Origin of the sequence: Collinsella aerofaciens (genome assembly GCF_005844325.1) — a bacterium.
Classification (GTDB): Bacteria; Actinomycetota; Coriobacteriia; order Coriobacteriales; family Coriobacteriaceae; genus Collinsella; species Collinsella aerofaciens_G.
In genome coordinates, this window is sequence record NZ_SPFY01000006.1 from 1 (window position 1) to 18939 (window position 18939).

General features: G+C 58.3%; 14 protein-coding genes. 13 read left to right on the top strand and 1 reads right to left on the bottom strand.

Annotation, left to right across the window (positions count from 1 at the left end; genetic code table 11):
* Window positions 1-374 precede the first annotated feature (374 nt).
* Window positions 375-1715: a D-alanyl-D-alanine carboxypeptidase family protein gene (locus tag FGQ61_RS03295; RefSeq protein WP_171021491.1), complete on the bottom strand. Its 1341-nt coding sequence runs from the start codon at window positions 1713-1715 to the stop codon at window positions 375-377.
* A gap of 197 nt (window positions 1716-1912) precedes the next feature.
* Here FGQ61_RS03295 and FGQ61_RS03300 point away from each other — a divergent pair, with 197 nt between their 5' ends.
* The 13 genes from FGQ61_RS03300 (at window position 1913) to FGQ61_RS03360 (ending at window position 18879) form a co-directional block, all read left to right on the top strand.
* Complete coding sequence (locus FGQ61_RS03300) at window positions 1913-2608, top strand: response regulator transcription factor (RefSeq protein ID WP_138374564.1); 696 nt, start codon at window positions 1913-1915, stop codon at window positions 2606-2608.
* A 26-nt stretch (window positions 2609-2634) separates the two neighbouring features.
* A complete protein-coding gene (locus FGQ61_RS03305; RefSeq protein WP_055285943.1) occupies window positions 2635-3873 on the top strand; it encodes a sensor histidine kinase in 1239 nt (412 codons plus the stop codon).
* A 103-nt stretch (window positions 3874-3976) separates the two neighbouring features.
* Complete coding sequence (gene pstB / locus FGQ61_RS03310) at window positions 3977-4852, top strand: phosphate ABC transporter ATP-binding protein PstB (protein ID WP_006234803.1); 876 nt, start codon at window positions 3977-3979, stop codon at window positions 4850-4852.
* Window positions 4853-4916: 64 nt separating this feature from the next.
* Complete coding sequence (locus FGQ61_RS03315) at window positions 4917-5645, top strand: response regulator transcription factor (RefSeq protein WP_050766101.1); 729 nt, start codon at window positions 4917-4919, stop codon at window positions 5643-5645.
* A gap of 3 nt (window positions 5646-5648) precedes the next feature.
* Window positions 5649-7073: a sensor histidine kinase gene (locus tag FGQ61_RS03320; protein WP_138114007.1), complete on the top strand. Its 1425-nt coding sequence runs from the start codon at window positions 5649-5651 to the stop codon at window positions 7071-7073.
* Between the two features lie 195 nt (window positions 7074-7268).
* The gene (locus FGQ61_RS03325) at window positions 7269-7925 is read left to right on the top strand and encodes a YveK family protein (protein WP_022094058.1); all 657 of its coding nucleotides are present in this window, start codon (window positions 7269-7271) and stop codon (window positions 7923-7925) included.
* Window positions 7926-7927: 2 nt separating this feature from the next.
* Window positions 7928-8665: a CpsD/CapB family tyrosine-protein kinase gene (locus tag FGQ61_RS03330; RefSeq protein ID WP_055309657.1), complete on the top strand. Its 738-nt coding sequence runs from the start codon at window positions 7928-7930 to the stop codon at window positions 8663-8665.
* Window positions 8666-8682: 17 nt separating this feature from the next.
* Window positions 8683-9333, top strand: coding sequence for a tyrosine-protein phosphatase (locus tag FGQ61_RS03335; protein WP_022094060.1), 651 nt, complete (start codon window positions 8683-8685; stop codon window positions 9331-9333).
* A gap of 39 nt (window positions 9334-9372) precedes the next feature.
* Entirely contained in the window at window positions 9373-9873 is a 501-nt protein-coding gene (locus FGQ61_RS03340; protein ID WP_138114010.1) for a GNAT family N-acetyltransferase, read from the top strand.
* Between the two features lie 202 nt (window positions 9874-10075).
* Window positions 10076-12100: a molecular chaperone HtpG gene (htpG, locus tag FGQ61_RS03345; protein ID WP_138374565.1), complete on the top strand. Its 2025-nt coding sequence runs from the start codon at window positions 10076-10078 to the stop codon at window positions 12098-12100.
* 491 nt (window positions 12101-12591) lie between these two features.
* The gene (locus FGQ61_RS03350; RefSeq protein WP_249360921.1) at window positions 12592-15366 is read left to right on the top strand and encodes a YhgE/Pip domain-containing protein; all 2775 of its coding nucleotides are present in this window, start codon (window positions 12592-12594) and stop codon (window positions 15364-15366) included.
* Window positions 15367-17556 carry a YhgE/Pip domain-containing protein gene (locus FGQ61_RS03355; RefSeq protein ID WP_138374567.1) on the top strand — a complete coding sequence of 730 codons (2190 nt, stop codon included), beginning with the start codon at window positions 15367-15369 and terminating at the stop codon, window positions 17554-17556.
* A gap of 339 nt (window positions 17557-17895) precedes the next feature.
* Window positions 17896-18879 carry a DMT family transporter gene (locus FGQ61_RS03360; RefSeq protein WP_138374568.1) on the top strand — a complete coding sequence of 328 codons (984 nt, stop codon included), beginning with the start codon at window positions 17896-17898 and terminating at the stop codon, window positions 18877-18879.
* Window positions 18880-18939: the final 60 nt, after the last annotated feature.

The window sequence follows — 18939 nt, forward strand, 5'->3', positions numbered from 1 at the left end:
GCGACAGGGCAGTGTGGGAGGACCTCCACCACAGGGACCCGTACCCGTTCTGGCTGGATTAATGGATGGAAACGGATGTTCTATCGGGACACACATTTTGTCCTATAAGCCGGGGATTCGAACCCGAGAGGGCACGGGCGTTAAGCAAACGCGAGAGCGTTTGTAGCCCGTGGGCGAAAAGCCGTCAGGCTTTGAAGCCGGAGGGCATGCGTAGCATGCCCGGACATCCCCAGCTCTCCGCCAGTTTAACTTTAAAGAAGGGTCCCATTTGGGGCCCTTTTTTAATTAGAAGAATGTTAGCTGGGGATTCGAACCCTCAAAAAAGAGGCATCCTTTCGGACGCCTCCTTTCAGTGGACTTATTATTCTTGCGCCCTACACCTCGGGTGCCTTGGCTACGGTCTCGCTCTCTGCCGCAAGTGGGCGGTTGTCGATGCGGCGGCCCAGGCGGTCGAGCTTCACAAGGAGCCACTCAATGGGATTCGGCCCCGAGCCTTCCTCGTCGGCAACCAAATCCACGACGGCAATCTTGGTGCCGTCCTGCTTGAGCGTAACGCTGCCCACCTTGTCGCCCACATGCACCGTGCCCGAAAGATCGTCGTAGCTAACCTTTTCGGTCACCTCGCCGGCAAGGGAAAACACGGTCGCTTGCGCCGTGGGGTCGGCGAGCGTGGCGTCGATCGTCTTGTCCGTCCAATCTGTCTGGCTAATGCGTGCCATAAGCGGGTTGCCGTTGGCGGTCTTTTCCTGCGTGTTGGCGATCGCGACCGTGACCTTGTGGCCGTAGTACCAATTGGCAAGGGTTGCGGTATCGGTAAAGCGCTGGTCGGTGGTGGTGGAGTTCAAAACGACGGTGTAGATCTCGTCGCCGTCGCGGTTGTAGGCGCTCGTAAAGCAATAGCCCGCGTCGTCGGTGGTGCCGGTCTTGCCGCCGATGTTGCCATCTTGGCCCAGCAAATAGTTATGCGTGTCCATGGAATGCGAATGGTCGGTGCCGTCGGCGCCCGTGACCTCGATCCAGGAATCCTCGCTCGCTACGACCTCGCGGATCGTGTCGTTTTTCATGGCCTCCTGCATCATCAGCGCCACGTCATGTGCGGTTGAGTGCATATCGCCAGCCCACTCATCAAAGTCCAGACCATGCGGGTTTTCAAAAAGCGTACCGGTGCAGCCGAGCTTCTTAGCGCGCTCGTTCATGGCCTTCACAAATGTGGCCTCGGCGTCTTTGGTCTTAGGGTCGATTTTCTTGCCCACATATTCGGCGAGCACGATGGCGGCGTCGTTGCCCGAGGGAATCATCAGGCCGCGCAGTGCCTGCTCCACGGTAAGCTCGTCGCCTTCGAGCAAGCCGGCGGTCGAATTACCCACGGTGGCTGCGGCGTTGCTCACCGTGACCTTCTCGTCCATCTTGCAATTCTCGACGGTTAGGATTGCGGTCATGACCTTGGTGATCGAGGCAATCTTGACCTGCTCATCGGCGCCGCGCCCATAGTAGACGGTGCCGTCTTTGCCCATGACGAGGGCATTGGTCGCATCGATATCGGGCAGGTTTTCGGCCGTGATGCCGCGCGCATCGGCGGTTTTGCCGCAAACATTGTCGGTCGTGAGCACTTGGGCGCCGGCGACGGTGGGCGCGCCAGCGGCAAGGGCGATAGCGCAGACAAAGCCGGCGGCAAGCTGGGCTGAGCGCTTTGCAAAAGAGGTGAGGGACTTCACAGATTTCGCTTTCGACGGGATGGTCTCTTCTGAAACTAGAGTATATCGTTTGCCGGCGTCGGCGATCATCGCGTGCGCGCTTGGCCCACATCCGCACCCGAACGGGCACAAGGGTGCTTAAGGCCGACTTAATCACCCACGCTTGTTGTGTGTGGCGTGCGTCGCCTCAGGCATAATGGAGCGCGAGAGGAGCACGCATGAACGAGCGCATTTTGGTAGTTGATGACGAGAAGGCCATCGCCGACTTGGTTGGCATCTACCTTACAAAAGAGGGCTTTGATGTCCAGATTGCCTATAGCGGGGCCGATGCTGCCAAGGCGATTTTGGAGCAGGAGTTCGATCTGGCGCTGCTTGATGTCATGCTGCCCGATATCGATGGCTTTGAGCTGCTGCGTACGATCCGTTCCAGCCATACCTATCCCGTGATCATGCTGACGGCGCGCGATGCCCAGCAAGACAAGATCGAGGGCCTTTCGCTTGGCGCGGACGATTACGTGGTTAAGCCGTTCCGCCCGCTGGAGCTCATCGCGCGCGTGCACGCTCAGCTTCGTCGCTACACCAGCTACGGTAGCCGTGCACAGGCGGCCGAGTCGCCGACCATCCAGTTCGACGGCCTCGAGATCAACCGTGACGCTCGCTCCGTGACGGTGGACGGTGCGCCGGTGCGCCTCACGCCCATCGAGTATTCCATCTTGCTGTATCTGGTCGAGCATCGCGGCAGTGTGGTGGCCGTGGAGGATCTGTTCCGCGCGGTGTGGAACGAGGATTTTATGCCCGGCTCCAACAATACGGTGATGGTGCATATTCGCCACTTGCGTGAAAAGATCGGCGACGACGCACAAAAGCCACGCTTTATCAAAAACGTCTGGGGCGTCGGCTACATCATCGAATAACGCTTTTCGCTTGTGAGGATCTTGATATGACAAAAGACGATAGGCAAGCGTTCGAGGTGCCCGATCGGCTCTTTGAATACGTGAGGTCGGTCGTCGACAACCGCGCGCTTGCAACGGTGCTGCTCTTTTTGCTGAGCCTGCTGCTGATTGGCATCGACAACATCGTCGGAATCTTGGCGGTGCTGCTTGTCGGCTTTTTGCTGATCGATCGATTTGAGATCGTGTGCCGCTGCGTGGTGATTGGCGGCGCCGCGTGGGCCATGACGTTGGCGATTGGCGCCATGGCGCTCGGCGGCATCGAAGGGCCGGTGCTGTTCGATGCCGGCTTTGTATTCAACATGCTTGGCTTTGTGCTGGCGCTTGCAGCGTGCGTGCTGTTCTTGTGTGGCCGCGCCCTGTACTACCAGGGCTACGAGCAGGGCGAGCAGCATGCCGATTGTGTGCTGGCCGCTCGTATTCAAGATCGCCTGATCGATCACCCCGACACCTGGGATAACATCGACGGCGACTTCTTGGAGGTCGAGGGCGCCCTTAACCGCGTGCGTGACCGTGAGCGCAAGGTGCAGCAAGCTCTGCGTGACGAGTCGCATCGCAAGGACGATTTGGTCACGTACTTGGCACATGACCTACGCACCCCGCTTGCCAGTGTGGTGGGCTATCTTTCGCTGCTGCAAGAGGCTCCCGAGCTGCCGGTTGAGCAACGTGCGCACTTTACGGGCGTGGCGCTCGACAAGGCGCACCGGCTCGATACGCTCATCGAAGAGTTCTTCGATATCACGCGTTTTGACTTCCACGATATCGTGCTCACGCGCGGCTATGTTGATCTGGGGTTGCTGCTGGCTCAGGTGACTGACGAGTTCTATCCCATCCTCAACGAGCAGCATAAGGAAGTCCAAGTTGATATTCGCGAGGACCTGACGGTGCTCGTGGATGGCGACAAAATGGCTCGCGTGTTCAACAACATCATGAAAAACGCTATTGCCTATAGCTATGAGGGCTCGACCATCACGATCGAGGCCAGACGCCGGGACGGCGGTGGCGTGCGCGTGCGCTTTATCAATCAGGGCGATCCCATCCCTGCGGCTAAGCTCAAGGTGATCTTTGAGAAGTTCTATCGCCTGGATGCGGCGCGTGCGACCAATCGCGGCGGCGCTGGACTGGGGCTTGCCATCGCCAAGGAGATCGTATGCGCGCACGGCGGTACCGTTGCATGTGAATCGACGCCCGAACACACGATATTCACCATCGAGCTGCCCGCCGCATAGCCAGCGTGCCCTTACAAACACTTGACAATGCGCTCACGTGCATATGAGCCGCGATTCCTACTATCGATACTGCTGAATTGATATCGATGTGGAGGTATGCGGTATGACGGCTGCTGCGGCTGTGGAGCCCACGGAGCTTGAAGAACTCATGAAAGCGCAGGCCGAGGCCGCGCACGAGCGCGAGGTTGGGGATGCGACTCGCCCCACGGCAGAGGATCTTGCCGCCTCGCCGACGCGAATCGATGTTGAGGGCCTCGACCTGTTCTATGGCGACCACCATGCGCTCAAGGACGTGAATATCAAGATCCGCGACAAGCAGATTACCTCGTTCATCGGGCCTTCGGGCTGCGGAAAGTCCACGTTGCTGCGCTGCTTTAACCGCATGAACGACGGCATCAAGGACTGCCGAATCGAGGGCAAGATTGCGCTCGATGGTCAAGATATCCTGGGCGACTACGACATCTGCCGCCTTCGCCAGCGCGTGGGCATGGTGTTCCAGCGCCCCAACCCGTTTCCCATGAGCATCTACGACAACGTCGCCTATGGGCCGCGCGGTATGGGTGTGCGCGATCGCGTCGTGCTCGACGAGCTGGTCGAAGACTCCCTGCGACGCGCCGCCCTGTGGGACGAGGCCAAGGACAAGCTCAAAGAGTCGGGTCTGGGTCTTTCGGGCGGCCAGCAGCAGCGCCTGTGCATCGCCCGCGCACTTGCCGTGCAGCCCGACATTCTGCTGATGGACGAGCCGACCTCGGCACTCGATCCCGTATCGACGCTGGTGGTGGAGCAGCTGGCCTGCGAGCTCAAAGAGACCTGCACGCTCGTGGTCGTTACGCACAATATGCAGCAGGCGGCGCGTATCTCCGATTCGGTCGCATTCTTTTTGCTGGGTGAGCTGGTGGAGCACGCGCCCACCGCGCAACTCTTCAAGAATCCGACCGATCCGCGCACGGCGGATTATTTGACGGGGCGTTTTGGCTGATACCATCTAGTAAAGGTACCTTTAGGGTTAAGATGCGGTCATGCCGGCCGCAAAGGGGTTCAACATGATCTATTACGTCGAGGACGATGACAACATCAGGGATTTGACGGTCTATGCGCTGCGCAAGCAGGGGATTGAGGCCGAAGGCTTTTCGTGCGACGGTGAGTTTAAGGCTGCCGTGGCGCGACGGGTACCCGATGCCGTCCTGCTCGACATCATGCTGCCCGATACCGATGGCTTGGCGATTATGCGTCGACTGCGTGCCGATCGCCTGACGGCGACGGTGCCCATCATGATGCTTACCGCCAAGGATACCGAGCTCGACAAGGTGATGGCGCTCGATGGCGGTGCCGACGATTACCTGACTAAGCCGTTTTCGCTCATGGAGCTCGCCAGCCGCTGCCGCGCACTGCTGCGTCGCGGCGGCATGGTCAAACAGGCAAGCGATGTGCTCAGCGTGGGCGACATCGTGCTCTCGCCCAGCCATCGTGAGGTGACTGTTGCCGGCGAGTCGCTTAAGCTCACCCTGCGCGAGTTCGACCTGCTCGAGTACCTCATGCGCAAGCCCGGCGTGGTCTTTACCCGCGAGTCGTTGCTGCAGAGCGTGTGGGGCTGGGACTTCGACGGCGGTTCGCGCACCGTTGACGTGCACGTGCAGACGCTTCGCCAAAAACTGGGCGAGCATGCCAGCGCCATCGAGACCGTGCGCGGCGTGGGCTACCGCTTGGCCGAGCCTTCTGCCGGTGATGGTGCCGAAGGTGACGACACCGCGGCCACCGCATCGGAGGAGTAACCCGTGGTCTTCGCCCCCCAGGGAAAACATACGCTGTCGCACCGCGTTTTTGTGACGATCTTTGTCTGCGCCATGGCGGTTATCGTGGCGTTTACGGTGCTGGGTGCGTTCTTTGTGCAAAACACCTTGGCGGATGCCACGAGTGCCAACCTGGCGCAAGAAACCGAGCTCATTGCTGCCGCCCTCGACGAGCAGCAGGAGCCCATCCCGTTCTTGCGTAGCCTCGATCGAGAGGACTTGCGCATCACGCTGATTAACAAGGATGGATCGGTTGCCTACGACAACGAGGCGCCGCCTTCCACACTGCCCAACCATGGCGATCGCCCCGAGGTCATCGAGGCCTTTGAGAGTGGTTCGGGTTCCGCGGAGCGCGCAAGCTCTACGCTCGACGAGATTATGCTGTATCGCGCCGTCGCCCTTGATAACGGCCAGGTTGTCCGCTTGGCGCAGGCCCAGCCTGGCGTTGCGGCGATTTTGCTGTCGATGGTGGCGCCGATGCTGCTTATCGCAGCAGCGGGTGCGGTACTCTCGTTTTTTATGGCGCGCCGCGAGTCCCGTGCCATCATCGCGCCTTTGCAAGAGGTGGATTTGGACCACCCACGCCGTAGCTATGAGCACGCCTATGCCGAGATGGTCCCCATGCTTGAGCGTATTGAGTCGCAGCGCCAGGAGCTCAAGCGCCAAATGGCGGTGCTGGCGGACAACGACCGTATGCGCCGCGAGTTCACGGCGAATATCACCCATGAGCTCAAGACGCCGCTTACGGCGATTTCGGGCTATGCCGAGCTCATCGCAAACGGCATGGTCGAGGGCGAGGGCGACCTGCGCAACTTTGGCGGTCGCATCTATCGTGAGGCGGGCCGCTTGGCAGCGCTTGTCAACGATATCCTTACGCTGTCTAACTTGGACGAGGCCGAGCGTGCAGCTGAGGGCGAGGCGGTGCCCATTGGGTCCACGGAGCCTATTGAGCTCTCGCGTGCCATCTACGCGGTCGAGCAGCGTCTTGAACAGGTCGCCCGTCAGGCGAATGTGACGATAAGTCATGAGACCAAGCCTGTGGTCATCGAGGGCGTGTCGCGCTTGATTGACGAGCTCATCTATAATCTGGCAAGCAACGCCATCCGCTACAATCGACCCGGCGGTACGGTTACGCTGCAGTGCGGCACCAACGACGAAGGCCATCCGTTCCTTGCGGTCGCCGACACGGGAATCGGTATCGCGCCTGAAGAACAGGGCAAGGTATTTGAGCGGTTCTATCGCGTGGACAAGAGTAGGTCCAAGGCACGCGGCGGAACCGGTCTGGGGCTTGCCATTGTCAAGCATGCGGCCCTGTATCATCACGCCACGCTCGATCTGTCGAGCGAGTTGGGCGTGGGAACCACCATTACGGTGACGTTTCCCATACAGCAGGACGAGCCATTCGCATAGCGATATAACATAGATATTGATGCAGACGCCGCATTTGACTTTCGGGTGCGGCGTTGTTGTGCAATTTTACGATTGCTTCCGACATTTTTACAGGAGAGCCTGTTTCTTATGTATAGAGTTTGGTCTCGGTAAAAAGATGCGATAACATACGGACAGTTTTGTCAATCCGAACTGGGGAAATGAAAGGCAAGCTGCATGACCCTTCTCGAACTGTTCCAGCTGCTGAAGAAGCACCTTCAGCTGGTCATCACCCTTCCGGTGGTCTGCGCGATCGCCATGGGCATCGTGTCCTTCGTTGCGATGGACAACACCTATACCGCGACGACGAGCATGTACATTCTCGCCAAGACCGACGATAGCGGTCAGATGAGCTACAACGATCTCTCGGCGAGTCAGATGCTTTCCAACGATATCGCCACGCTGCTGGATAGCGATAGCGTTAAGAGCGGCGCAGCCAATGAACTGGGCCTCACCGATCTGGATGACTACAAGGTGTCTGTTTCCTCCGAGACCACCACGCGTGTCATTACGCTTTCGGTTACCGGCACCGATGCCAAGGAGACGGCTAAGGTCGCAAAGGCCATGGCCAGCTCGGTGAGTACGGTCGCTCAGAACGTCGGCGCTGCCCAGAGCATCAACGTTATCGACGAGGCTAAGACCCCCGAAGCCCCCAGCGGTCCCAAGCGTATGCTGTACGTTGCTGTCGCGTTCCTCGCCGGTATCTTTATCGCAGTCGCCTATGTCGTTTTGGCAGACATGCTCAATACCCGCATCCGCGGTGCCGAAGAGGCAGAAGAGCTCCTGGGCATTCCCGTTGTTGGCCGAATTCCGGCTATGAAAGGTGGTAAATAGGCATGGCTAAGGCAAAGAACACCGATAAGCTCGTTGTACAGAATGCCGCCAAGACCCTTCTGGCCAACATCCGCTTTGCGAGCGTGGACGACCCCATTCGCACTATTACCGTCACGTCCTCGATTCCCAACGAGGGCAAGTCTACGGTTTCCATCAACCTTGCCCAGGCTATCGCCACGAGCGGCAAGTCCGTGCTCCTGGTCGAGGCTGATATGCGCCGCAGGTCCCTTTCCGATATGCTCGGCGTTCGTTCGCGCGGCGGACTCTATGCGGTCCTTTCCGAGCAGATCTCCATTGACCAGGCAATTGTCGAGACGGGTCAGAAGAACTTCTACTTCCTCGATGCCGAGCCGCATATTCCCAATCCTGCCGACATCATTGTCTCTCACCGCTTTGCCAAGTTGGTAAAGGCACTGTCCGCCAAGTTCCAGTACGTCATCTTTGATGCTCCCCCGGTCGGCACCTTCATCGATGCTGCCGAGATTGCCAGCCTGACCGACGGTACGCTGTTCGTGGTGCGCGAGGACTTCACCAAGCGCGAGGAGGCACTCAACGCTATCGGCCAGCTTAAGAAGTCCGAAAAGGTCAAGCTCATCGGTACCGTTATGAACTACTGCGAGACCGAGACCAGCGAGTACTACTACTCCTACTACACCAAGGACGGTAAGAAGGTGAAGAAGGGCTCGGACGATCAGGGGACTTCCAAAAAGGGCATCTTCACCAACCGAGCAAACGTTTAGTTGATTAAGGCTGACCTATGCGTGACATTCATTGCCATATCTTGCCGGGTGTAGACGACGGCGCCGCCGATCTCGATGAGAGCTTGGCGATGCTCGAGGCTGCCAAGCGGGCCGGTGTAACCAGAATCGTTTGCACTCCTCACTGCCGTGATCCCTATTTTGATTACGACAAGATGTGGGATGCCTTTGAACTGCTGCGTGATAACGCTGACGGTTTTCCGCTCCAGATGGGCTTCGAGGTCAACCATCGAAAGCTCGTTGAACTTGGTATCGATGCCGCGGAGCACTTGCATTTCGATGGAACCAACGAGTTTCTGCTCGAGCTTTCGACGCATGCCGATGCGTATGCGTTTAGAGAGTACGAGAACACGATTTACGATTTGCAGTGCCGTGGCTACCAGGTGATCATCGCTCATCCTGAGCGCTATCGTGCGGTTCAAAAGGATGTAAGCGTGGCGGAGCGCCTGGTCGATATGGGCTGCAAGCTGCAGGCTTCGGCGGACTTTATTGCCGGCGGTCGCTTTGGTCGCGAAAAAAAGCCGGCACAGCGCCTGTTCGATCAGAACCTGTACAGCTTCATCGCGAGCGATGCCCATAACGTGGGTCATTACGACTGCCTGGCGAAGGCTCGCGCGAAGTTTAGCGTGCGCGGAGCTCATTTTCGCTAATATCTGTCCCTAACGTTCGCATTGAATGAAAGGGCAGCCATGGATATCCAACTTAAGACGGGATGCTTTGATGACGCGGCGTTGGTGCGCCGCGTCGTTTTTATGGACGAGCAGGGCTACGAGAATGAGTTCGACGCTATCGACGAGGATCAGAACTGCATTCATGTGACGCTCTATGTAGACGGCGAGCTTGCCGGTTGCTCGCGCGTGTTTCCCGAGGAGCTTGAGCGCGTGGCTGACGCAGAGGCCCCGGTGTTGCCGGCATGCGACATGGACGAAGGCGTTGCGGCGGGGGAGGCCTACATTATGGGGCGCGTCGCCGTGCTGCCGGCTATGCGTCGTCGCGGACTGGCGAGTGCGATCGTCGAGGCCAGTGCTTCGTGTGCACGCGATGCCGGCGCTAAGCTTATTAAGCTGCATGCGCAGGAATACGTGTTGCCGCTCTATGCAAAGGCGGGCTACACGCAAATTGCCCCGGTAGATTACGAAGACGAGGGCCAGCCCCATGTCTGGATGGCCAAGCGCGTAGATGGCAGATAGGGACGTTCCTTTTCTGCCGGCAGCTGGGGACACTCCTTGGCAATTGACGCATTGGAGCGCTCGGACATACAGTTTTTCGATTCCGTATGTATATATGCGCGCTATTGGGTTATAAAATCTAAGTCTGAACATAGCAGGTCTGCGATGCGGCTCGGGCAACCGGGCCGTTTTTGCGGACGGGGGTAGCGCGAAAGGACTGCACATGCGTCAATTTAAGACCGAGAGCAAAAAACTGCTCGACCTCATGATCAACTCCATCTACACCAATAAGGAAATCTTCCTGCGTGAGCTTATCTCTAACGCGAGCGACGCCGTCGACAAGCTCAACTTTAAGAGCCTGCAGGATCCGAGCGTCAAGATCAACCAGGGCGACCTGGCCATTCGCGTCTCCTTTGATAAAGACGCCCGCACCATTACCATCTCGGATAACGGCATTGGCATGACCGCCGAGGAGCTCGAGCGCAATCTGGGCACCATCGCCCATTCCGGCTCCGAGGAGTTTAAGACCGAGAACGCCGAGCAGCAGGGCTCCGATGTCGACATCATCGGCCAGTTTGGCGTGGGCTTCTACTCGGCTTTTATGGTCGCCAGCCATGTGAAGGTCGTCAGCCGCGCCTACGGCGAGGATGTCGCCCATGTGTGGGAATCCGACGGTCTTGAGGGCTACACCATCGAGGACGGCGAGCGTGCCGAGCACGGTACCGATGTCATCCTGACGCTGCGCGAGAACGAGAAGCTCGATGCCGACGGCGAGGCCGAGACCTACGATCGCTTCCTGACCGAGTGGGGCCTCAAGAGCCTAATTCAGCAGTACAGTAACTATGTGCGTTACCCGATCCAGATGATGGTGTCCAAGAGCCGCCAGAAGCCCAAGCCCGAGGATGCTGGCGATGACTACACGCCCGAGTACGAGGACTACCAGGAGCTCGAGACCGTCAACTCCATGACGCCGATCTGGAAGAAGCACAGCTCCGATGTCGAGCAGAAGGACTACGACGAGTTCTACAAGTCCACGTTCCACGACTTTGACGATCCTGCGCGCACCATCAGCTTCCATGCCGAGGGCACGCTCGAGTACGATGCCCTGCTGTTTGTGCCGGGCCGCGCGCCGTTCGATCTGTACAGCAAGGATTACGAGAAGGGTCTGGCACTCTACAGCTCCAACGTCCTGATCATGGAGAAGTGCGACGACCTGCTGCCCGACTACTACAACTTTGTCCGCGGCGTCGTGGATTCCGCCGATGTGTCGCTCAACATCTCGCGTGAGACGCTGCAGCAGAACCGTCAGCTCAAGGCCATCGCCAAGCGTGTGGAAAAGAAGATCACCGCCGACCTTGAGGATATGCGTGACAACGACCGCGAGGCCTACGAGAAGTTCTTTGAGAACTTTGGCCGCGGTCTTAAGTACGGCATCTACTCGAGCTATGGCATGAAGGCCGATGAGCTCGCCGATCTGTTGCTGTTCTGGTCTGCCAAGGAACAGAAGATGATTACCCTGGCCGAGTATGCCAAGGGCATGCCCGAGGATCAGAAGGCCATCTACTACGCCGCCGGCGACTCGCGTGAGCGCTTGGCCAAGATGCCCGTGGTAAAGGGCGTGCTCGACCGCGGCTATGACGTGCTGCTGCTGACGCAGGACGTGGATGAGTTCACCTTCCAGGCTATGCGTGAGTACGTTGCCGCTGATATGCCCAAGATCTACGAGGACGATGCCGCCCGCGAGGCTGCCGAGAAGGCCGTGGCCGATGGTGCCGAGCCCGAGGTTGAGGATCGTCACCTGGAGCTCAAGAACGTCGCAACCGGTGATCTTGACCTGGCGACCGAGGACGAGAAAAAGGAGGCCGAGGACGCCACCAAGGAGAACGAGGACCTCTTTAACGCCATGAAGGAGGCACTCGGCGACAAGGTCGAGAAGGTTGCCGTCTCTGCGCGCCTGACCGATGCCCCCGCGTGCATCACCACCGAGGGCCCGCTTTCGCTCGAGATGGAGAAGGTGCTCCAGAAGGGTCCCGAGGGCGCGCCCGACGGTATGCCCAAGAGCCAGCGCGTGCTCGAGCTCAACGCCAAGCACCCGGTCTTTTCCAAGCTCGTCGCCGCTCAGAAGGCGGGCGACGCCGACAAGATCAAGCAGTACTCCGGTTTGCTCTATGACCAGGCCCTGCTGGTCGAGGGCATTCTGCCCGAGGACCCCGTTGCCTTCGCAGCAGCTGTTTGCAACTTGATGTAGTTAGGTATTTACGCGGTTTTACCAAACCGCGTAACGGCTCGACGCTGCCCTCAGTTCCGCCGTTCTAACGAACGGCGGACCAGTCGACGCTGCGCGGGCGCCAGAGCGACAACTTGTCATTCAAAGAGGACGGCATGACCAGAAGGTCTATGCCGTCCTCTTTTCATGCCAATTTGTTCGCTCTGGCGCCCGCTCGCTGGCATTGCCAAAACATCGACGTTGCCGTGGTCCTAAGTAGTCATTGGGGACGTTTTTGTTTGACTAGTCGTTTAAGAACGTCCCCGATGACTATTTGAATTGCTAATTTGTGCGGGTTGTGGTTTTGTGACCTGCTGAAATTTAGGATACTGTACATCTGTACGTTAACTCATCTTCGTAGTATATTGCTACCCGCAAAACTCAACACCATTGTGCTTTGAGACGTTAAAGCGCCTACTACAATGGTTGTCGATAGTACGATTCGATTTAACGACAGGATGGATGGTCCAAGCGTGAGTCTCGGCAGCAAACTATCCAATGCAAAGGTGTCCTTTGCGATATTTAAGCGCGACATTAAGCGACTGCTTGTGAACCCCGTCGCCCTGGTGGTTACCCTAGGCGTGTGCGTTATTCCCTCGCTGTATGCCTGGTATAACATCGTGGCAAACTGGGATCCGTATGGAAACACCCAAGGCATCAAGATTGCTATCGCCAACAACGATCGAGGCACCCAAAACGACTTGGTGGGTGAGCTCAACGCTGGCGACAAAGTGGTCGACCAGCTCAAGGAGAATCATCAGTTGGGCTGGACGTTCGTCGACTCGACGGCCGATGCCAAGGAGGGCGTCGAGAGCGGCGAGTACTATGCCGCTATCGTGATTCCCAAGAACTTCTCGGATAACCTGGTTTCGATGCTCGACGGCAACTACCATCAGCCCAAGCTCACGTACTACGTCAATGAGAAGAAGAGCGCCATTGCGCCCAAGGTTACCGATACCGGTGCAAACACCATCGAGGAGCAGATCAACTCGGAATTTGTCTCTACGGTAGGCAAGACTGTTGCCGGTATCGCCAAGGATGCCGGTGTCGATTTAAAGGACAAGGCAACCCAGACTCAGGACTCGCTGGCAAGTTCGGTGTCCGAGGCGTCCGACACCTTGGGCGAGGTGCGCGATTCGATTGGCGATATGAATGCCGCCATCGATAAGACGAGCGGCGCTATCGCCTCGGCTGATGCGGCACTTGCCGGCTTGCAAGGCCAGGCACCGTCGCTGACGCAGGCGATCTCCCAGGGCAACGACCTGCTGAGCGAAGCTCGCACCACGGCGGGCAACTCCATCACCTCGCTCTCCAAGGCGCTCTCGGAAGGCAGCCTTGCGCTCACCAAGACGTCGGCCTCTGCGAACGCTGCCATCGGCAAGCTGACGGGCGCGGTCACATCTACGACCACCCGTATCGACAACTCGCTCGAGTCTCTTCAAGCGACGATCGACCACAATAAGGCCGTTATCGGGCACTTGGAGATTCTCGCCAATGACACGTCGACAGGTTCCGAGGAAATTGACGCGCGCATTGTATCGACCATCGATTTGCTTCGAGAGCAGAATGAAAAGCTTCAGAGCATCAAGGACGGTCTGTCCGCGCAGTCGAGCGCCATGGCGAATGACGCAGCGGCTGTTTCGGGTGCCAGTGACGCTATCAATAACGCAATTCATACCGGTGCGACCAACCTTGGCCAAGCCCAGACGGACTTGGGCCAAAACGCGCTGCCGAAGGCCTCGAGCGCGCTCGACTCTTTTGCTGCCGTTTCGGGCGACCTGACCGGTATCGTCTCGGGTATGACACCTACACTTGCAAATGCGCGCGGCACGCTGGCGCAGCTCGACGCCACGCTCAAGCAGGCAAAGACCACGCTGTCCCAAACCGACGCCTCCCTTGCCAAGGTTCAGGACAAGCTCGCGACCGCCGCCAATGACATTGCGGCGCTACAGACCTCTGAGTCTATGGGCGAGTTAGCCGACCTCATGGACGTCGACGTCGATGACGTGGCAGATTTCATGGCATCTCCGGTTGAGCTGACGTCCAAGTCAATCTATCCAGTCAAGAGCTTTGGCTCGGGCATCGCTCCCTTCTACACCAATCTGGCGCTGTGGGTAGGCGGCTATGTGCTCATCGCTATCTACAAGCTCGAGGTCGACCGCGAGGGCATCGGTAGCTTTACGGCGCGTCAGGGCTACTTTGGCCGCTGGCTGCTGATGGTGATCCTGGGTGCGTTCCAGGCCATCATCGTTACGGTGGGCGATTTGGTGATTGGCGTGCAGTGCGTCAACCCGCTGCTGTTCGTGCTGGGCGGCATCGCTATCTCGTTCACCTACGTCAACATCATCTATGCGCTGTCCACCACCTTTAAGCATATCGGTAAAGCCATTGGCGTCATCCTCGTCATTGTGCAGATCCCCGGCTCGTCGGGCATGTATCCCATCGAGATGATGCCCGGCTTCTTCCAATGGCTGCATCCGCTGCTGCCCTTCACCTATGGCATCAACCTGCTGCGCGAGACCGTCGGCGGCATGTACTCGTTCAACTACCTGTTCAACCTGTGCATCCTGGGCGTGTTCTTGATCGTGGCGCTCTTTATCGGTCTGCAGCTGCGCCCGTTGCTGCTCAACCTCAATCTGCTCTTTGATAAGCAGCTTTCCACGACGGGCCTCATGATCTGCGAGTCCAACGACCTGCCGCGCCAGCGCTATTCGCTGCGCACGGCCATGCGCGTCATGCTCGATTCGGATTCGTACCGTCGCGAGCTGCTCGATCATGCCGTGGCGTTTGAGCATCGCTACCCGTACTACATCAAGGGCGGTTTTGCTGCCGTGGTAGGCGTGCAGGTCCTGCTCTTTGTGCTCTCGACGGTGCTCGATATCGACAATAACGGCAAGATCATCCTGCTCGTTATCTGGATCATTTCGGTTATCGCCATCTGTGGCTGGCTCATCAACATCGAGTATATCCGTGCGAGCCTCAATACCCAGATGCGTATCTCGGCGCTTTCGGACGAGGACCTTCGCCGTGAGATGCGCGAGCACACGGCCGCCATCCCTGCTGCCCGTCGCATGTTTGGTCTCAACGCCAGCGAGCGGGGCACCAAGGACAGCGAACAGCCCACGAGCCGTCTGCCGCATATCGGTGTGCATCGTAAGGCTCAAGATGCCGACGACGTTGACAACGTAAGCGGAAACGACGGGGACACCACCCCGCTTGGCAAGCACTCTAAAGGAGGTGAGGCATAAATGAAAAACATCCTGCACCTGTTTAAGCGCGATGTCCAAAACGTGTCTCGCTCCGTGATCGGCTTGGTTGTTGTGATGGGCCTGATCATCGTGCCATGCCTGTACGCGTGGTTTAACATCGCCGGAAGCTGGGATCCCTACGGCAATACCGGCAACCTTAAGATTGCAGTGGTCAACACCGATGAGGGCTACGAGAGCGATCTGATTCCCGTCGAGGTCAACGTGGGCGAAAACGTAACCGCCACCCTGCGCGGCAACGAGAACTTCGATTGGGTCGTCCTCAACGACCGTGATAAGGCGATTGAGGGCGTTAAGTCGGGCGCGTACTACGCTGCCGTTGTTATCCCTAAAAGTTTTAGCGCAGACATGATGACGCTCTTCTCGACCGACGTGAAGCACGCCGATATCGAGTTCTATGAGAACCAGAAGGCCAACGCCATCGCACAGATCGTGACCGAGAAGGGCTCGAGCGCCGTCCAGAGCCAGGTCAACGAGACCTTTACCAAGACCATCACGTCCATCGGCCTTAAGACGGTGTCCAGCCTGCTCGATTACATGAGCACCGACCAAGTGAGCAACTTTATCGCCAATCTGTCCTCTACGCTGGGCGATTCGGTCGAGGACCTGCAGGACGTTCAGGCGAGCGCGACGTCGCTCGCGGGCATTTTGAGCTCTACGTCCGATTCGCTGACATCGGCGGGCGGCATGCTCGAGCAGACGGGCACCGTTGATGAGTCGACGAAGCAGCTGATGGAGCACGCCAAGAGCGGCATCAATGATTCCAAGGAAGCGCTCAAGGCCGCCAACGATGCCGTTGACGCGGCGATTGACGGAAGCGCGGGCTCGTTCGACAACGTGTCCGCCGAGCTTGCGAAGGCATTCGATGCCGCGAATCAGCATGTTGACCTTACGGTGTCTCAGCTCAACGAAGCCGCAGCGGCGCTCAATACGCGTGCTGACGATATCGATGCGATGGCCGATCGGCTCCGCAACCTTGCCGACCAGATGAGCGATGACAAGCTCAAAGACGGCCTCAAGTCCGCTGCGACGTCGCTGGGCAGAATTGCCGTGGAGTACCGCAACAATGCGAAGGATCTGACGGCGACCGCAAAGTCCCTTTCGGACAGCATGGCGGAGGTCAACAACTCGCGTGCCGAGGTCGACCAGGCCATCGCCGATGCCAAGGCGGGTATCTCGGGAGCCAAGTCCGACTACGATTCTACGTTCTCGGTTAAGGCCAAGGAACTCAAGAAGACCATTTCGGGCGTTCTGGATTCCCTGAACGGTATCTCGGGTGACTTGGATAGCGCCGTGAGCGGTCTGACCGACGCCTCTGGTTCGCTCGCGAAGGGTCTCTCCAAGGCTGCAAAGCTGGTCAACAAGGCTTCCGATCAGCTGGGCGAGGCGTCGAACAAGATCAGTGCCTTTAAGGACGAGCTTGATAGCGCTCTGATCTCGGGTGACCTGGCCATGATTAAGACAATGATCGGCAACGACCCCGAGGGCCTCGCCGTGTCGCTTTCCGGCCCTGTCGCACTCGATCGCAAGCCGGTCTATCCGATCCGCAACTACGGCTCGGCTATGGCGCCGTTCTACACGATTCTGTCGCTATGGGTCGGCTCGATCGTACTGGCGGCCATGATGAAGGTTTCGGTTGACGATGAGCTTATCAACGAGCTCATCCCCGTGCGCCTGCACGAGATCTACCTGGGTCGCTACCTGTTCTTTGGCGGTCTGGCTCTGCTGCAGGCAACGCTCGTGTGCGCGGGCGACATTCTGTTCTTTGGCATCCAGTGCGACAATCCCCTGCAGTTTGTGCTGGCGGGCTGGGTCGCGAGTCTAGTGTTCTCCAATATCGTCTACACGCTTACGGTATCGTTTGGAGATATCGGCAAGGCCCTCGCCGTCGTGCTGCTGGTCATGCAGGTCGGCGGTTCGGGCGGTACGTTCCCCATCGAGATGACCGGCCCCGTGTTCCAGGCGATCTACCCGTTCCTGCCGTTTACTCACGGCATCAACGCCATGCACGCCGCCATGGCCGGTGCCTACCATATGGAGTACTGGATTGAGCTGGGTATCTTGGCGAGCTACCTGATTCCGTCGCTGGCCCTGGGCGTCGTCTTCCGCCGTCCGGTTATCAAAGCTAACGACTGGATCATCGAAAAGCTGGAGAGTACTAAATTAATCTAGCGCAACAATGTAAACGCTGATGCTGCGGCAATGTCAGCGAGCGAGCCGCATTTGCGCCAAGGTGACGTGAAATGAAAGGGCGCTGACCTTCTGGTCGCGCCCTTGAAATTGAACGTCAGATTGGTGTGAATGCGGCTCGCGCAGCGTCGGCCGGTCCGCCGTTCGGTAGAACGGCGGAACAAAACGCTTTAGTGGGCTGGATTGCACGGGTTGCTTGGTTGTTGCTACAGTAGCGGGGCGTGCCGGGGGTCCGGCGCGTCCCGTTTTTATTTGACCATGAGGCGGCACGCAGCCTTACGCGTGCGGACACCACGCCCAGTTTGAGTGTGAGGATGTTCCATGGCCCAATACGCTGCCAACGAAATCGAAAACTTGCCCGATAGCCCTGTTGCTCGCGAGGACCTAGGCGCGGGCGGCACCTCCCGCGGCGCCGGCGCTCGCTCGCCGCTGTTCTGGAAAGTTCTGCTGCTTTCGGTGGCGATTATCTGGGGCTACTCCTTTACCACTATGAAGGATGCGCTCGACACCATTCCGGTGTTCGAGCTGCTCTATGTACGCTTTCTGCCCGCAGCGTTGGTCATGTTTGCCGTCTTCCACAAGCGCATCATTGCACATTTCAACGCTCGCAACCTGATCGTTGGCCTGAGTATGGGCGTGCTCATGTGGGCGGCCTATGCGTTGCAGACGGTCGGTCTGGCACATACTACGGCGGGCAAGAATGCTTTTTTGACGGGCACGTACTGCATCCTTGTGCCGTTCGCGAGCTATTTTCTGAGCGGCGAAAAACTCACCCGCTATAACCTGGGCGCGGCACTGCTGTGCTTGGCGGGCATTGGTTTGGTGGCGCTCGATAGCGTTGAATTCAACATCGGTGACGTCATTACGCTGGCGGGTGCGGTCTTTTTCGCCATCCAGATGGCGGTGACTGCCAAGTACGGTCGCAAAATGGACATCAACGTCATCACGTTTTGGATGTTTGTGGGCAACGGCGTGCTGAGCCTGGCAACGTCGCTGCTATTCGAGACCCAAGCGCCTCTGTCCGTGTGGACGCCGAGCTTTATCACTGCGATGGCGTTTCTCTCGGTGGGCTGCACATGCGTGGCTCTGCTCATCCAAAACGTCGGCCTGGCGCATGTCCCGGCCTCGACGGGCTCGCTGCTCCTTTCGATGGAGTCGCCTTCGGGTGTGCTGTTCTCGGTGCTGCTGATGGGGGAGGCGCTCACCTCGCGCCTGCTCGCCGGCTTCGCGCTCATCTTCCTGTCGATTATCTTGAGCGAGACTCACTTCGATTTTTTGCGTCGAAAGCCGCGCCCGCAATTGTAAACAACTTGTTGCGCCGCCCTCCCGGGGCGGCATTTTTTATGCCTCGCCCTTAAAGTAGTA

Bases quoted from the DNA above. Each gene is read 5' to 3' on its own strand.
- FGQ61_RS03300 (WP_138374564.1), top strand. From the start codon at position 1,913: ATGAACGAGCGCATTTTGGTAGTTGATGACGAGAAGGCCATCGCCGAC.
- FGQ61_RS03305 (WP_055285943.1), top strand. From the start codon at position 2,635: ATGACAAAAGACGATAGGCAAGCGTTCGAGGTGCCCGATCGGCTCTTT.
- pstB (WP_006234803.1), top strand. From the start codon at position 3,977: ATGACGGCTGCTGCGGCTGTGGAGCCCACGGAGCTTGAAGAACTCATG.
- FGQ61_RS03315 (WP_050766101.1), top strand. From the start codon at position 4,917: ATGATCTATTACGTCGAGGACGATGACAACATCAGGGATTTGACGGTC.
- FGQ61_RS03325 (WP_022094058.1), top strand. From the start codon at position 7,269: ATGACCCTTCTCGAACTGTTCCAGCTGCTGAAGAAGCACCTTCAGCTG.
- FGQ61_RS03330 (WP_055309657.1), top strand. From the start codon at position 7,928: ATGGCTAAGGCAAAGAACACCGATAAGCTCGTTGTACAGAATGCCGCC.
- FGQ61_RS03335 (WP_022094060.1), top strand. From the start codon at position 8,683: ATGCGTGACATTCATTGCCATATCTTGCCGGGTGTAGACGACGGCGCC.
- FGQ61_RS03340 (WP_138114010.1), top strand. From the start codon at position 9,373: ATGGATATCCAACTTAAGACGGGATGCTTTGATGACGCGGCGTTGGTG.
- htpG (WP_138374565.1), top strand. From the start codon at position 10,076: ATGCGTCAATTTAAGACCGAGAGCAAAAAACTGCTCGACCTCATGATC.
- FGQ61_RS03355 (WP_138374567.1), top strand. From the start codon at position 15,367: ATGAAAAACATCCTGCACCTGTTTAAGCGCGATGTCCAAAACGTGTCT.
- FGQ61_RS03360 (WP_138374568.1), top strand. From the start codon at position 17,896: ATGGCCCAATACGCTGCCAACGAAATCGAAAACTTGCCCGATAGCCCT.